This window comes from Streptococcus sp. 3705 (assembly GCF_013277145.1).
Classification (GTDB): Bacteria; Bacillota; Bacilli; order Lactobacillales; family Streptococcaceae; genus Streptococcus.
This window is the reverse complement of sequence record NZ_VMMJ01000008.1, coordinates 68,495-83,802: the sequence shown is the minus strand read 5'-3', so window position 1 is coordinate 83,802 and position 15,308 is coordinate 68,495. Positions and strand designations below refer to the sequence as shown.

12 protein-coding genes are annotated in these 15,308 nt (G+C 41.8%); 6 read left to right on the top strand and 6 right to left on the bottom strand.

Going from position 1 to position 15,308, the window contains the following annotated elements; translation table 11 throughout:
* The first annotated feature begins 16 nt into the window (after positions 1 to 16).
* From scpB to yidD, 3 genes are read left to right on the top strand one after another with little or no spacing between them, the layout of a single operon-like run.
* On the top strand, positions 17 to 586 hold the full coding sequence (scpB, locus tag HT714_RS02345) for an SMC-Scp complex subunit ScpB (protein ID WP_020903100.1): 570 nt from the start codon (positions 17 to 19) through the stop codon (positions 584 to 586).
* Positions 573 to 1,295 carry a pseudouridine synthase gene (locus HT714_RS02340; RefSeq protein WP_001222228.1) on the top strand — a complete coding sequence of 241 codons (723 nt, stop codon included), beginning with the start codon at positions 573 to 575 and terminating at the stop codon, positions 1,293 to 1,295. The genes scpB and HT714_RS02340 overlap by 14 nt, the downstream gene beginning before the upstream one ends.
* A complete protein-coding gene (yidD, locus tag HT714_RS02335) occupies positions 1,295 to 1,537 on the top strand; it encodes a membrane protein insertion efficiency factor YidD (protein WP_173251419.1) in 243 nt (80 codons plus the stop codon). Before HT714_RS02340 ends, yidD begins: the two co-directional genes overlap by 1 nt.
* Before the next feature lie 110 nt (positions 1,538 to 1,647).
* On the opposite strand, the gene HT714_RS02330 is transcribed toward yidD, so the two are convergent.
* The 5 genes from HT714_RS02330 to galE all read right to left on the bottom strand — a co-directional run bounded on the left by HT714_RS02330 (position 1,648) and on the right by galE (position 6,504).
* Entirely contained in the window at positions 1,648 to 2,613 is a 966-nt protein-coding gene (locus HT714_RS02330) for a siderophore ABC transporter substrate-binding protein (RefSeq protein WP_173251417.1), read from the bottom strand.
* A gap of 95 nt (positions 2,614 to 2,708) precedes the next feature.
* Positions 2,709 to 3,461 (bottom strand): ATP-binding cassette domain-containing protein, encoded by a 753-nt coding sequence (locus HT714_RS02325; protein ID WP_173251415.1) that lies wholly within the window; start codon positions 3,459 to 3,461, stop codon positions 2,709 to 2,711.
* A complete protein-coding gene (locus tag HT714_RS02320; protein ID WP_173251413.1) occupies positions 3,458 to 4,414 on the bottom strand; it encodes an iron chelate uptake ABC transporter family permease subunit in 957 nt (318 codons plus the stop codon). The genes HT714_RS02325 and HT714_RS02320 overlap by 4 nt, the downstream gene beginning before the upstream one ends.
* Positions 4,404 to 5,363, bottom strand: coding sequence for an ABC transporter permease (locus tag HT714_RS02315; protein ID WP_173251411.1), 960 nt, complete (start codon positions 5,361 to 5,363; stop codon positions 4,404 to 4,406). The genes HT714_RS02320 and HT714_RS02315 overlap by 11 nt, the downstream gene beginning before the upstream one ends.
* Before the next feature lie 142 nt (positions 5,364 to 5,505).
* Complete coding sequence (gene galE, locus HT714_RS02310; RefSeq protein WP_173226076.1) at positions 5,506 to 6,504, bottom strand: UDP-glucose 4-epimerase GalE; 999 nt, start codon at positions 6,502 to 6,504, stop codon at positions 5,506 to 5,508.
* A 292-nt stretch (positions 6,505 to 6,796) separates the two neighbouring features.
* Between galE and pepA the strand changes: the two genes are divergently transcribed.
* Positions 6,797 to 7,861 carry a glutamyl aminopeptidase gene (gene pepA / locus HT714_RS02305; RefSeq protein WP_000209167.1) on the top strand — a complete coding sequence of 355 codons (1,065 nt, stop codon included), beginning with the start codon at positions 6,797 to 6,799 and terminating at the stop codon, positions 7,859 to 7,861.
* Positions 7,862 to 7,882: 21 nt separating this feature from the next.
* Positions 7,883 to 8,179, top strand: a complete 297-nt coding sequence (locus tag HT714_RS02300; protein WP_173226078.1) for a bacteriocin immunity protein — start codon at positions 7,883 to 7,885, stop codon at positions 8,177 to 8,179.
* Positions 8,180 to 8,278: 99 nt separating this feature from the next.
* On the opposite strand, the gene HT714_RS02295 is transcribed toward HT714_RS02300, so the two are convergent.
* A complete protein-coding gene (locus HT714_RS02295; RefSeq protein WP_173226080.1) occupies positions 8,279 to 9,910 on the bottom strand; it encodes a Na/Pi cotransporter family protein in 1,632 nt (543 codons plus the stop codon).
* 303 nt (positions 9,911 to 10,213) lie between these two features.
* Between HT714_RS02295 and HT714_RS02290 the strand changes: the two genes are divergently transcribed.
* A complete protein-coding gene (locus HT714_RS02290; RefSeq protein WP_173226081.1) occupies positions 10,214 to 15,229 on the top strand; it encodes a bacterial Ig-like domain-containing protein in 5,016 nt (1,671 codons plus the stop codon).
* Positions 15,230 to 15,308: the final 79 nt, after the last annotated feature.

The window sequence follows — 15,308 nt, the reverse complement described above, 5'->3', positions numbered from 1 at the left end:
TTGATAGAGAGGAAAGATGAGTACTTTAGCAAAAATAGAAGCGCTCTTGTTTGTAGCGGGTGAAGATGGGATTAGAGTCCGCCAGTTAGCTGAACTCCTCTCTCTGCCACCGACAGGCATCCAACAGAGTTTAGAAAAATTAGCCCAGAAGTATGAAAAGGACCCAGATTCCAGTTTGGCTCTGATTGAGACAGGGGGCGCTTATAGATTGGTGACCAAGCCTCAGTTTTCAGAGATTTTGAAGGAATACTCTAAGGCACCTATCAACCAGAGTTTATCTCGGGCTGCCCTTGAGACCTTGTCCATTATTGCCTACAAACAGCCCATCACACGGATAGAGATTGATGCCATCCGTGGGGTCAACTCGAGTGGGGCTTTGGCAAAGTTGCAGGCCTTTGACTTGATACGAGAAGACGGGAAAAAAGAAGTGTTGGGTCGTCCCAACCTCTATGTGACTACGGATTATTTCCTAGATTACATGGGGATAAACCATTTAGAAGAATTACCAGTGATTGATGAGCTTGAGATTCAAGCCCAAGAAAGCCAATTATTTGGTGAAAGGATAGAAGAAGATGAGAATCAATAAGTATATTGCCCACGCAGGTGTGGCCAGTAGGAGAAAAGCAGAAGAGCTGATCAAGCAAGGTTTGGTGACGGTTAACGGTCAAGTGGTACGTGAACTAGCAACCACTATCAAGTCAGGCGACAAGGTTGAAGTTGAAGGTCAACCTATCTACAACGAAGAAAAGGTCTATTATCTGCTTAACAAACCACGCGGTGTCATTTCCAGTGTGACAGATGACAAGGGCCGCAAGACGGTAGTCGACCTCTTGCCTAATGTAAAAGAGCGCATTTACCCAGTTGGACGTTTGGACTGGGATACATCAGGAGTCTTGATTTTGACCAATGATGGGGATTTTACGGATGAGATGATTCACCCTCGTAATGAGATTGACAAGGTTTATGTCGCGCGTGTTAAAGGTGTGGCCAATAAGGACAATCTTCGTCCCTTGACCCGTGGACTTGAGATTGATGGCAAGAAAACCAAGCCGGCTGTCTATGAGATTCTCAAAGTGGACCCAGTTAAAAACCGCTCTGTGGTGCAGTTAACTATCCATGAAGGGCGTAATCACCAGGTTAAAAAGATGTTTGAAGCTGTTGGTCTCCAAGTAGATAAGTTGTCTCGGACCCGTTTTGGACATCTAGACTTGACAGGTCTTCGTCCAGGTGAATCGCGTCGCCTTAACAAAAAAGAAATCAGCCAACTACACACAATGGCTGTAACCAAGAAATAATGAAACGAATTTTAATAGCGCCTGTGCGCTTTTACCAACGTTTTCTCTCACCAGCCTTTCCACCCTCTTGTCGCTTTGAGCCGACTTGTTCAAACTATATGATTCAGGCTATTGAAAAACATGGCTTCAAGGGTGTTTTGATGGGCTTGGCTCGGATTTTACATTGCCATCCTTGGTCGAAACCAGGCAAGGACCCCGTACCGGATCATTTTTCCCTTAAACGGAATCAAGAAGAAAAATGAGGCTAGGTAAAAATATTTTAGTGAAATGATAAAAACGCATCCTATCAGGTTTGAGTGAGCTTGATAGGATGCGTTTTATCATGTAAAGATGTGATTGAGTTTAAAGTAGCTTATTTCAAGGCTTTTTGTGCGTCTTCAATCATGAGTTTTGTTGATTCAAGTCCGCCTCCGCTTAGATACCAGAGGTCTGGTGTGAGTTGGATAATTTTACCATTTTTAGCGGCAGGAGTTTCAGCGATGAGGGCATTTTCTAGGACGCCGTCGTTGCTTGAGTTGTCCCCACCGATGGCAAGGGTACGGTTGATGACAAAAAGGATGTCAGGATTGATTTCTTTGACACTTTCAAAGCTGACTTCTTGTCCGTGGCGAGAATCTTCAAATTGAGTATCAGTTGGCTTGAATTTCAAAGTTTGATACAAGAAAGAGAAACGAGATTGGGCACCAAAGGCAGCCATTTTTCCTTCGTTGAGGAGGATGGCAAGGGCTTTTTTGTCAGAACTTTCATTTTTAGTTGCGACTTCTTGGATGCTCTTGTCTAGCTTGGCCAATTCTTCCTTGGCTTTCTGTGTACCAGTTTCACCAAAGGCGCTTGCTAGGGATTCGATATTAGCCTTGGTAGAAGTCCAGTAGTCATCTTTGCCTGCTTGGAATAGAACAGTCGGAGCGATTTCGTTGAACTTATCTACGAATTTTTGGGTACGTGGTGAAGCGATAATTAGGTCTGGTTCAAGAGCAGCAAGGGCTTCTAGGTCTGGCTCAACCATAGAACCAACATTTTTAACTTTTCCAGCTAGATCTTTTAGATAAGTCGGAACAGTTTTTGTAGGCATTCCGACGATATTCTTTTCAAAACCTAAAGCGCGAATAGTATCCGCAGCACCGAGGTCAAAGGTCACAATCTTTTCAGGGACTTTTGAAAGTGTGACTACACCTAGTGAACTTTTAATGGTTACCTCTGTTGGAGCAGAGCTACTTGACTCCGTCTTACTAGTGCTTGAGTTTGTACTACATGCACCAAGTAGGAGCAAGAAGCTGGCCGCTAGGGCAGTGAGATAAAGTTTAAGGGATGTTTTCATAATTTCTCCTTTTTAAAATGTGATAACGATTTAGGGAGTCTCTAGGTTTTATTGACTAAGAGACTGAAAGTTCTCTAACTTGAGCTTCTATGTTACTAGCTATAGATACAAATCTTTTTGCCATTGATACCAGCTAGCGTGATAGGAATCTCATATAGTTGACTGAGCAGGTCAGCCTGCATGATTTGATCGGTTCTTCCCTTGCTAAAGACTTGACCGTCCTTGAAGGCGACAATTTCATCCGCATACTGGCTGGCCATGTTGATATCGTGGAGAACGATGATAATGGTCTTTCCGAGTTCCTCCACCAGTCGCTTGAGAATCTGCATCATGCTGACGCTTTGCTTGATATCGAGATTGTTGAGTGGTTCGTCCAGCAAGATAAAGTCTGTATCCTGGGCCAGTACCATAGCGATAAAAACACGTTGCATCTGTCCACCAGATAGGCTATCGATGTAGCGGTCTTTTAGGTTGGTCAGTTCTAAATAGTCCAGAGTTTCTCGGATTTTTTCCCAATCTTCTGGTCTCAGTCGACCTCGGCTGTAGGGAAAACGTCCAAAACTGACCAGTTCTTCAACAGTCAATTTGGCTTGGTAATTGATTTTCTGCTTTAGGATAGTCAGTTCTTGAGCCAGTTCTTGTGAATTCCAACTCTCGATTTCACGATCTTTGATACTGAGAATTCCCTGATCCTTCTTGGTTAGTCTACTCATAATGGAGAGGAGAGTTGATTTTCCAGCACCATTGGGACCAATAAAGGCTGTCAGTTTTTGAGGACTGACTTCAAGCGAAATGTCTTGTAAAATATCCTGTTTTTGAATGGATTTGTCAATGTTTTCCAGTTTCACTGACGCGCCCTCCTGTAAAGTAAGATAAAGAATAAGAGACCACCCACGCTCTCGATAATCATGCTGATGCGAATTTCCAGCGCAAAGACTCGTTCAATAAGGGCTTGCCCCAAGGTCAAACTGATAAATCCGACCAGAATGGCTACGATAAAGAGTAGCTTGTGCCGATAATCTTTGACAATCAGGTAAGTAAGGTTGGCTAGCATAAAGCCGAAGAAGGCCATAGGTCCTACCAAGGAAGTAGCAGTTGAAGTCAAAAGCACGATGCCCCAGAGGAGTTCTTTCTGTTCTTTTTCAACATTGAGTCCCAATATCTGAGCCGTTTCTCTTTGTAGGTGCAAGACATCCAGAGTGACTGCTTTCCGGAAGAAAAAGACTGTCAAAGCAAGGATGATTAGAGAGCCGATGGCTAGGATGGAAGTGTTGAGATGTTGAAAGGAGGCAAAGAGACTGTTCTGCAGTTTATCGTATTCGTTTGGATCCATCAGAACCTGAAGGAAGGTACTGATATTTCGAAAGAGACTTCCGAAGGCTAGACAGATTAGCAGGATGAAGACCAAGTCTTGTTTCATCAGTGTCTTCAAGTAGCCTTGTAAGGCGAGAAAGAAGAGGGATTGAAGCAGAAGCAAAACTAGGAATTCTAAGATGGGAGATTTCCCGAGTTGAAGAAACTTGCTTTCAAAAACCAGTAGTAGGGTTTGTAGTAGGACGTAGAAGGATTCGATTCCCAAAATACTTGGCGTCAGGAAGCGATTTTCCGTTAGGGTTTGAAAACTAATGGTCGAAATCCCAGTCGCGATAGCTACCAAGAGATAAACGACAATTTTTTGGGAACGCAACTTCCAAGCAAAGGCAGATAGGTGGGTGATGGGCCAAAAATAGAGGATACAAGCTCCGATGGCCAGAATAATGAGAAGGCAGAAGAGTTTGGTATGTTTGTTTTTAAACTGCATCTTTTCGTCCCCCTCTCCAGAGAAGTAGGATAAAGACGAGGCTACCGATGATTCCTAGCAAGAGACTGACAGACAGCTCATAGGGCCGAATCAGAACTCGGGATAGGATATCGCAGGCCAGAACTAGATTGGCACCGACTAGTGCGACCATGAGTTTGGTTTGACTTAGGTTATCTCCATAGCGCTTGCGAACAAGATTGGGGACAATAACTCCGAGAAATGGTAAGCCACCCACGGTAATCATGGTGACGCTTGTCGTTAGCGCAACCAGAAAGAGAGCCAGTTTTTCAAGTAGGGAGTAGGAAATCCCCAAACTCTCACTGGCTTCCTTGCCTAGATTCATGATGGTAAAGGTTTGGGATAACTTCCAAACGGCTATCAGGATAATGAGGCCTAAGAAGAGCCATTCATACTGATGGGTCTGAATCATGGAGAAGGAGCCTTGAGTCCAAGCAGTCATACTCTGAACCAGATTGAAACGATAGGCGATAACTTCTGTCACAGAACCGATAATCCCACTATAGATGATCCCAATCAGAGGCAACATCCACCTTTCCTTTACAGTAAAAATGGTCATAAAGGCTAGGAAGAAGAGGGTGAATACGATGGATGAAACAAAAGCGAAGAGCATCTTTTGGGTCAGACTAGCCGACGGAAAGACAAAGAGGCTCAATACCATTCCCAGTTTGGCGGATTCAGTGGTTCCAACTGTACTCGGAGCAGCAAACTGATTTTGAGTGATAGTCTGCATGAGAAGTCCTGCCATACTCATACTAGAGGCCGTCAGGAGAATACTGATGGTTCTTGGGAGACGGGACTCTTGAAAGAGAAGCCAAGTTTCATGATCCATAGAAAAGAGTTTTCCCCATGAAAAATCACTGGTCCCAATGCTAATAGAGAGAAAGACTAGGAGTAGAAGTAAGCCAATTAAATAATGAGAAAGTTTCATACCCCGTCCTTTCAAATAGATTTGGTACCGAAAGATACCTGCGGATATTACTGTAACACGATTTATTTAATCTGTCAATAAATTTTCTGACAATTTAATAAATAAAACAAGGAGAGAGCCCAGGACCTTCTCCTCTGTTATCCTATTCCAAAATGTTTTTGCCTTCTTTAACACGCCAATGATAATCTGATAAAATAATATCTTCGAGGGAGTAGCTAGCTTGCCAGTCAAGATATTGTTTAGCTTTTGATGCGTCTGCTAGGACGCTAGCTGGGTCACCAGCACGGCGAGCAACAATTTCGTGTGGGATTTTTTGATCCAGTAATTCTTCAGCAGTTTTAAAGATTTCTTTGACGGTATAGCCTTTTTCAGTTCCTAAGTTAAAGATTTGAGAAGAACTGTCTTTTTGAAAGAGGTAGTTCATTCCTTTAACATGAGCCTGTGCAAGATCCAAGACATGAATGTAATCTCGAATACATGAACCGTCACGTGTATCGTAGTCATCTCCAAATATTTTTAGGCTATCATTTTGTCCCAATGCGGTCTTGTTGATATTTGGAATGATATGAGTTGGATTTTTCACACGCAGACCGTTTGAAAAATCCATTTCAGCCCCAGCTACATTAAAGTAACGGAAAATGACATATTTCCAATCGTAGCGATTGGCCATCCAGTAAATCATTCGTTCACCCATCAATTTTGTTTCTGCATAAGGATTGACAGGGTCGAGCAGGGTATCTTCAGTTGCAGGCTTGTCAATACAGTTATTACCATAGAGGGAAGCAGTCGAAGAGAACATAATTTTTTGAATACCAACTTCAGATAAGACTTTGAGAACTTGGTTCATACCAGCAACATTGGCAGTGAAGTATTTACTTGGATTTTCAATACTTTCGCTCACAACAATCTCACCTGCACAATGGAGAACAGCGTCAATCTTGTTTTCTTCCAAGTAAGTTTTTAAGGCACTGGCGTCATAAACATCCAGTTGTTTAAAGCTAGCACGACTATCTACAGCTGAACGATTTCCTGTAGAGAGATTATCTAGGACATGCACCTGATAGCCAGCATTTAAAAGAGCTTTAACGGTATGGGAGCCAATGTAGCCAGCCCCACCTGTAACAAGAATTGTTTTTGTCATGATTTTTTCCTTTTCTAGTTTTGTATTATTTTAAAGAAAGAAGAAAGGAAAGTCAACTATTTTCTGTAAATTTCATGAAAAACTAAACAAATATAGCATTGAATTGTTTTTTGTTTGTGAATTAATAGTTTGGTTGGTCTTGGAATAGTTCTTAGATTTCAGCTCACATGCAAGAAAATACAAGCTTTTTCTAAGATACAGTAAGACTAAGATACTAATTTAGAAATCCACCTTCCCGCTATCCTTCTCCTATAAAAAGTGGTAAAATGGATGAAAGAAAGAAGGAACTGAAATGACAACATTATTTTCAAAAATCAAAGAAGTAACAGAACTTGCTGCTATCTCAGGTCATGAAGCACCTGTCCGTGCTTATCTTCGTGAAAAGTTAACACCGCACGTGGATGAAGTGGTGACAGATGGCTTGGGTGGTATTTTCGGGATTAAACATTCAGAAGCTGCGGATGCACCACGTGTCTTGGTCGCTTCTCACATGGATGAAGTTGGTTTTATGGTCAGCGAGATTAAGCCAGATGGCACCTTCCGTGTGGTTGAAATTGGTGGTTGGAATCCTATGGTAGTCAGCAGCCAACGTTTCAAACTCCTGACTCGTGATGGTCATGAAATTCCAGTGATTTCAGGCTCTGTTCCTCCACATTTGACTCGTGGAAAGGGCGGACCAACCATGCCTGCTATTGCAGATATCGTCTTTGATGGTGGTTTTGCGGACAAGGCTGAGGCAGAAAGCTTTGGCATCCGTCCTGGCGACACCATCGTACCAGATAGTTCTGCAATCTTGACAGCCAATGAAAAAAATATCATCTCAAAAGCTTGGGATAACCGATATGGTGTTCTCATGGTTAGTGAGCTAGCAGAAGCCTTGTCAGGTCAAAAACTTGGTAATGAACTCTATCTGGGTTCTAACGTCCAAGAAGAAGTTGGTCTCCGCGGTGCTCATACATCTACAACCAAGTTTGATCCAGAAGTCTTCCTAGCAGTTGATTGCTCACCAGCAGGTGATGTCTACGGTGGTCAAGGCAAGATTGGAGATGGAACCTTGATTCGTTTCTACGACCCAGGTCACTTGCTTCTCCCAGGTATGAAGGATTTCCTTTTGACAACTGCTGAAGAAGCTGGAATCAAGTACCAATACTACTGTGGTAAAGGCGGAACGGACGCTGGCGCAGCTCATCTGAAAAATGGTGGTGTCCCATCAACAACAATCGGAGTCTGTGCTCGTTATATCCATTCTCACCAAACCCTCTACGCTATGGATGACTTCCTAGAAGCTCAAGCTTTCTTGCAAGCCTTGGTGAAAAAATTGGATCGTTCAACGGTTGATTTGATTAAAAATTATTAAACCATAAGGGAGGTGGTAGGGATGGTAGAACCAAACTTAGAAAGCCTTATAAAAGATCTTTACAATCATGCTCGTCATGATTTGAGTGAAGATTTAGTTGCTGCTCTCCTAGAGACTGCTAAAAAACTGCCTACTACAAATGAGCAATTGCTGGCAGTTCGTCTCTCAGGTCTGGTCAATCGTGAATTGCTCAAGAATCCCAAACATCCGGCACCTGAGTTGCTCAACTTGGCTCGTTTTATCAAGAGAGAAGAAGCCAAGTACAGAGGAACTGCGGCTTCTGCCCTTATGTACGGGGAGTTCTTTAAAATGCTTTGATTCCATTGTGGATCAAAGTATTTTTCTATATGGTAGAAAAAATTCTTACTTAGGAAAAAGCAAAAAGCCATCCAATTATGATGGATAGCTTCTTGGTTCTTAGATTTGTTCTGCAAAAACCTTTTCAGCAAGGTTCATAGCGTGGTCTGATACACGAGTATAGTGGGAGATGATGTCGATAAAGTTTACCCCAGCTTGTGTTGAACATTCGCCCTTGTTGAGGCGTTTGATGTGGGTTTTTCTGAGAACACGCTCTATGTTATTGATTGCTTCATGACGTTCTACAAGACTGCGTGCTTTTTCAATATCATTGTTTTCCACACTATCCAGAGCATCTTTGATAAAGTCACTAGTTTGACGATAAACTTCCTCTAATTCTTTCAAGGCAGCATCAGAAAATTCAACATTTTTCCTTTGAAGATAGTCAGTTAGATTGAGTAGAGCCTCCGCGTGGTCTCCAATCCGTTCCAAATCACGGGAGGAATCAAGGATATTGGTGAGCACTTCGCTTTCTTTTTGACTGAGAGCTTCGCTTGAAAGGGCAATGAGATAACGTGTTAATTGCTCATCGATGGTGTTAATGGCTTCTTCGGTTTTATGCCCTTTTTCAGCAATTTTTTCATCCAAGTCAATGATATACTTATAGGAAAGGTCAAAGGCTTTAGCAGCGTAGTTTCCTAAGTGCAAGAGCTCTTTCTTAGCATTTCCGAGAGCGATAGATGGGGCTTGTTTGATGAAGTGTTCATCAAGATATAAGGGTTCGTATTTGACAACCTCGTCCTCTCCAGGAATAATCTTGGTTACAAAGTAAGCCAGAGCTCCGATAAATGGAAATTGGACAATGGTATTGGTAATATTAAAGGTTCCATGAGCAAAGGCGATGGTCATTTCCGGTGCTAGATTTAGCGTAGATTCAAACCAATGAATCAAGCCAGTGAAAGGTACAAGGAAGACAATACAGATAACCGTACCAATCACGTTAAAGGCGACATGGGCACCTGCTACCCGTTTAGCTGCAATATTAGCACCTAAAGAGGCAATGATGGCTGTAATGGTTGTCCCGATATTGTCACCAAATAGAACTGGCAAAGCTCCTTGCAGGTCAATGAGGTTGCTGGCGTAGAGGTTTTGTAAAATCCCGATGGTAGCCGAGGAAGCTTGAATCAGTAAGGTCAAGCCGGTACCGACAAAGACACCCAAAACAGGATTCTTACTTAGCTCAATCATATAGTCTTTAAAGACCTGTAAATCTTTGAGTGGAGCCATTGCGCCACTCATGAGATTGAGGGCAAAAAAGATACCACCGACACCAAAGAGGATGCGTCCGATATTATTGACTGTCCGATTTTTTGTAAAGAAGAGGCAGACAGCACCGATAAAGAGCATAGGCAGGGCATAGTCACCTAGTTTAAACCCAATAAGAAAGGATGTGACTGTTGTCCCAATATTAGCCCCCATGACAATCCCGATAGCCTGACGTAAGGTTAGGAGACCGGCACTGACCAGACCGACTGTGATAACTGTTACACCAGAACTAGACTGAATTAGAGCAGTCATCCCAATACCAACCAGAACTCCAAAGAAAGGATTACTAGTATATTTGTCAATGTAAAAACGAAGGCGATCTCCAGCAGCTTGTTGCAAACCGTCTCCCATGGTCTTGATACTATATAAGAATAGTCCCAGACCACCTAAAAAGTGAAATAAAATTTCCTGCCAATTAATGGACATTTCTTTTTCCTCCGAAAAATAATAACGGAATTTCTCCTATTCTATTTTAAAGGATAAAAGTAAATCTAACAAGTGTTAAGCTAAGATTTTAGAAAGAAAATTCGTGAGAAAAGGCCTTAATTATATTAATTTTACCAATTTCTAACCTAGATATAGATATTTCCTTTTATATATTGACATTTAAAAGAAATATTTTAAAATTAGGGAGAAATTATCTTAATCCCTGTGATTGGGATAAAAATTTTACGAAGAAAGTTAAGCGCTTTCTTTAAAATAATAAAATCAATCTTTTAGGAGGAGAAAATGAAGAATTCATTTTTTGAAAGACGTTGTCGGTACAGTATTCGTAAGTTATCAGTAGGAGCCTGCTCGCTGATGATTGGGGCTGTTTTATTTGCTGGTCCAGCCTTGGCAGAAGAAACTGCAGTTCCTGAAAATAATGGAGCCAATACAGAGCTTGTTTCAGGAGAGAGTGAGCATCCAACTAATGAAGCTGACAAGCAGCATGAAGGAGAACATGCTAGAGAAAATAAGCCAGAAAAGGCAGAAGGAGTAGCGACATCATCTGAAACTGCTTCGCCAGCAAGCAATGAAGCTGCAACTACTGAAACTGCAGAAGCAGCTAGCGCAGCTAAACCAGAGGAAAAAGCAAGTGAGGTGGCTGCAGAAACACCATCTGCAGAAGCAAAACCTAAGTCTGAAAAGGAAATAGAAGCAAAGCCTGAAGCAACTAGCCAAGGGGATGAGTCTAAGCCAGCAGCAGAAGCTAATAAGACTGAAAAAGAAGTCCAGCCAGATGTCTCTAAAAATACAGAAAAAACATTAAAACCAAAGGAAATCAAATTTAATTCTTGGGAAGATTTGTTGAAATGGGAACCAGGGGCTCGTGAAGATGATGCTATTAACCGCGGATCTGTTGCCCTCGCTTCACGTCGGACAGGTCATTTGGTCAATGAAAAAGCTAGTAAGGAAGCAAAAGTTCAAGCCTTATCAAATACCAATTCTAAAGCAAAAGACCACGCTTCTGTTGGTGGAGAAGAGTTCAAGGCCTATGCTTTTGACTATTGGCAATATCTAGATTCAATGGTCTTCTGGGAAGGTCTCGTACCAACTCCTGACGTTATTGATGCAGGTCACCGTAACGGGGTGCCTGTATATGGTACACTCTTCTTTAACTGGTCTAATAGTATTGCTGATCAAGAAAAATTTGCTGAAGCTTTGAAGCAAGACGCAGATGGTAGCTTCCCAATTGCCCGTAAATTGGTGGATATGGCCAAGTATTATGGCTATGATGGCTATTTCATCAACCAAGAAACAACTGGGGATTTGGTTGAACCTCTTGGAGAAAAGATGCGCCAGTTTATGCTCTATACCAAGGAATATGCTGCTAAGGTAAACCATCCAATCAAGTATTCTTGGTACGATGCTATGACCTATAACTATGGACGTTACCACCAAGATGGTTTGGGAGAATACAACTACCAATTCATGCAACCTGAAGGAGATAAGGTTCCAGCAGATAACTTCTTTGCTAACTTTAACTGGGATAAGGCTAAAAATGATTACACTATTACAACTGCCAACTGGATTGGCCGTAATCCTTATGATGTATTTGCAGGATTGGAATTGCAACAGGGTGGTTCCTACAAGACCAAGGTTAAGTGGAATGACATTTTAGATGAAAATGGGAAATTACGCCTTTCTCTTGGTTTGTTCGCCCCAAATACCATTACAAGTTTAGGAAAAACTGGTGAAGATTATCATAAGAATGAAGATATCTTCTTTACAGGTTATCAAGGAGACCCTACTGGCCAAAAACCAGGTGACAAAGATTGGTATGGGATTGCTAACCTAGTTGCGGACCGTACGCCAGCAGTAGGTAATACTTTTACTACTTCTTTTAATACAGGACATGGTAGAAAGTGGTTCGTAGATGGTAAGGTTTCTAAGGATTCTGAGTGGAATTACCGTTCAGTTTCAGGTGTTCTTCCAACATGGCGCTGGTGGCAAAAATCAACTGGTGATAAGTTGAAAGCAAGCTATGATTTTGAAGATGCTTATAATGGTGGAACTTCTCTCAAATTTGCAGGTGATCTTTCAGGTGCGACCAAGCAAGATGTTAATTTGTACTCTACTCGCTTGAAGGTGACAGATACCACCAAATTGCATGTTGCCCACAAAGGAGGCAAAGGAACCAAGGTTTATGTAGAATTTGCAACCAAGAAAGATTATACCTACGGTGATGAAGCTGCTCGTAAAGAATTGACAGTTTCAGATAACTGGACTACCGATGATTTTGATTTGAGTGCCTTGGCAGGTAAAACAATTTACGGTATTAAACTCTATTTTGAAAATGATAAAGACCTAAAAGGTTATCAATTTAACCTGGGGCAATTGACCATCAGCAATAATCAAGATGCTCCTCAGGCACCAACCACAGTAGCTGTAGCCAAACAAGTCCTTAAAAATGCCCAAGAAGCGGAAGCAGTTGTACAATTTACTGGTCATAAAGATGCTGATTTCTATGAAGTCTATGAAAAGGATGGCGATGCTTGGCGCCTATTGACAGGTTCATCTGCAACTACGATCTACCTACCAAAAGTTAGCCGCTCAGCAAGTGCTCAGGGTACAACTCAAGAACTGAAGGTTGTAGCAGTCGGTAAAAATGGGGTTCGTTCAGAAGCAGCAACTACAAACTTTGAGTGGGGGATGACTGTCCAAGACACAAGTCTTCCAAGACCTCTAGCAGAAAACATCGTTCCAGGGGCTACTGTTATCGGAAGTACCTTCCCAGATACAGAAGGTGGAGAAGGTATTGAAGGTATGTTGAATGGTACCATTACCAGTCTTTCAGACAAGTGGTCTTCTGGACAGTTAAGTGGTAGTGTGGATATTCGTTTGACCCAGCCGCGTACAGTTGTTAGATGGGTAATGGACCATGCTGGAGCTGGTGGAGAATCTGTAAACGACGGTTTGATGAACACCAAAGACTTTGACCTTTATTATAAAGATGCGGATGGTCAATGGAAGTTGGCTAAGGAAGTCCGTGGCAATAAAGCTCATGTTACAGATATTACCCTTGACAAGCCTATCACAGCTCAAGATTGGCGCTTGAATGTTGTCACTTCTGACAATGGAACTCCATGGAAGGCTATTCGTATCTATAACTGGAAAATGTATGAAAAGCTTGATACTGAGAGTGTCAATATTCCGATGGCCAAGGCTGCAGCCCGTTCTCTAGGTAATAACAAGGTACAAGTTGGTTTTGCGGATGTACCAGCTGGAGCAACCATTACCGTTTATGACAATCCAAATTCTCAAACTCCGCTTGCAACCTTGAAGAGCGAAGTTGGAGGAGACCTAGCAAGTGCACCATTGGATTTGACAAATCAATCTGGTCTTCTGTACTATCGTACCCAGTTTCCAGGCAAGGAAATTAGTAATGTCCTAGCGGTTTCCGTTCCAAAAGATGACAGAAGAATCAAGTCAGTCAGCCTAGAAACAGGACCTAAGAAAACAAGCTACGCCGAAGGGGAGGATTTGGACCTTAGAGGTGGTGTTCTTCGAGTTCAGTATGAAGGAGGAGCTGAGGACGAACTCATTCGCCTAACTCACGCGGGTGTATCAGTATCAGGTTTTGATACGCATCATAAGGGAGAACAAAATCTTACTTTACAATATTTGGGGCAACCGGTACATGCTAATTTGTCAGTGACTGTTACTAGTCAAGATGAAGCAAGTCCGAAAACTATTTTGAGAATTGAAGTAAGTCAGGAACCGAAAAAAGATTACCTAGTTGGTGATAGCTTAGACTTGTCTGAAGGACGCTTTGCAGTGGCTTATAGCAATGACACCATGGAAGAACATTCTTTTACTGATGAGGGAGTTGAAATTTCTGGTTACGATGCTCAAAAGACTGGTCGTCAAACCTTGACGCTTCGTTACCAAGGTCATAAAGTCAACTTTGATGTTTTGGTATCTCCAAAAGCAGCATTGAACGATGAGTACCTTAAACAAAAATTAGCAGAAGTTGAAGCGGCTAAGAACAAGGTGGTCTATAACTTTGCTTCACCAGAAATAAAAGAAGCCTTCTTGAAAGCAATTGAAGCGGCTGAGCAAGTGTTGAAAGACCATGAAACTAGCACCCAAGATCAGGCTAATGACCGACTTAATAAATTGACAGAAGCTCATAAAGCTCTGAATGGTCAAGAGAAATTTAAGGAAGAAAAGACAGAACTCGATCGCTTAACAGGTGAGGCTCAAGAACTCTTGGATGCCAAACCAAACCATCCTTCAGGTTCTGCCCTAGCTCCTCTTCTTGAGAAAAACAAGGCCTTGGTTGAAAAAGTAGATTTGAGTTCAGAAGAGCTTGCAACAGCGAAACAGAGTCTGAAAGATCTGGTTGCCTTATTGAAAGAAGACAAGCCAGCAGTCTTTTCTGATAGTAAAACAGGTGTTGAAGTACACTTCTCAAATAAAGAGAAGACTGTCATCAAGGGCTTGAAAGTAGAGCGTGTTCAAGCAAGTGATGAAGAGAAGAAATACTTTGCTGGAGAAGATGCTCATGTCTTTGAAATAGAAGGTTTAGATGAAAAAGGTCAAGACGTTGATCTCTCTTACGCTTCTATTGTGAAAATTCCAATTGAAAAAGATAAGAAAGTGAAGAGAGTATTCTTCTTACCTGAAGGCAAAGAGGCAGTAGAATTGACTTTTGAACAAACGGATAGTCATGTTATCTTTACAGCACCACACTTTACTCATTATGCCTTTGTTTATGAATCTGCTGAAAAACCACGAGTAGAATCTAATGGTGCAAATGACCTTGTTACTATCTCAACTAAACCAGAACAACAAAACACAGTCCTTCCAAAAACTACTAATCAACCGGATTCTGATCAACAAAAGGCTCCTAAATTGGAAGTTCAAGAGGAAAAGGTTGCCTTTGACCGTCAAGAGTATGAAAATGCTGATATGCTAGTTGGGGAACAACGAGTCATCATACAGGGACGAGATGGTCTGTTGAGACATGTCTTTGAAGTTGATGAAAACGGTCAGCGTCGTCTTCGTTCAACAGAAGTCATCCAAGAGGCGATTCCAGAAATTGTTGAAATTGGAACAAAAGTAAAAACTGAACCAGCAGTAGCGCCTACACAAGAAAAAACAGCCCAAAATACAACAGTTAAATCAGAAGAAGCAGGCAAACAATTGCCAAATACAGGAACTGCTGATGCCAATGAAGCCCTAATAGCAGGATTGGCAAGCCTTGGTCTTGCTAGTTTAGCATTGACATTGAAACAGAAAAAAGAAGATGAAGATTAAATATCGAAAAATCTTGTGAAATCTTTCCTTATATTTCCAAAGTGTGATATAATAGTTTCGAATAAAATAAATAAAGGGG

Coding starts and splice junctions, on each gene's coding strand:
- galE (WP_173226076.1), bottom strand. CDS start 6,504: ATGACAAAAACAATTCTTGTTACAGGTGGGGCTGGCTACATTGGCTCC.
- pepA (WP_000209167.1), top strand. CDS start 6,797: ATGACAACATTATTTTCAAAAATCAAAGAAGTAACAGAACTTGCTGCT.
- HT714_RS02320 (WP_173251413.1), bottom strand. CDS start 4,414: ATGCAGTTTAAAAACAAACATACCAAACTCTTCTGCCTTCTCATTATT.
- yidD (WP_173251419.1), top strand. CDS start 1,295: ATGAAACGAATTTTAATAGCGCCTGTGCGCTTTTACCAACGTTTTCTC.
- scpB (WP_020903100.1), top strand. CDS start 17: ATGAGTACTTTAGCAAAAATAGAAGCGCTCTTGTTTGTAGCGGGTGAA.
- HT714_RS02290 (WP_173226081.1), top strand. CDS start 10,214: ATGAAGAATTCATTTTTTGAAAGACGTTGTCGGTACAGTATTCGTAAG.
- HT714_RS02295 (WP_173226080.1), bottom strand. CDS start 9,910: ATGTCCATTAATTGGCAGGAAATTTTATTTCACTTTTTAGGTGGTCTG.
- HT714_RS02300 (WP_173226078.1), top strand. CDS start 7,883: ATGGTAGAACCAAACTTAGAAAGCCTTATAAAAGATCTTTACAATCAT.
- HT714_RS02315 (WP_173251411.1), bottom strand. CDS start 5,363: ATGAAACTTTCTCATTATTTAATTGGCTTACTTCTACTCCTAGTCTTT.
- HT714_RS02340 (WP_001222228.1), top strand. CDS start 573: ATGAGAATCAATAAGTATATTGCCCACGCAGGTGTGGCCAGTAGGAGA.
- HT714_RS02330 (WP_173251417.1), bottom strand. CDS start 2,613: ATGAAAACATCCCTTAAACTTTATCTCACTGCCCTAGCGGCCAGCTTC.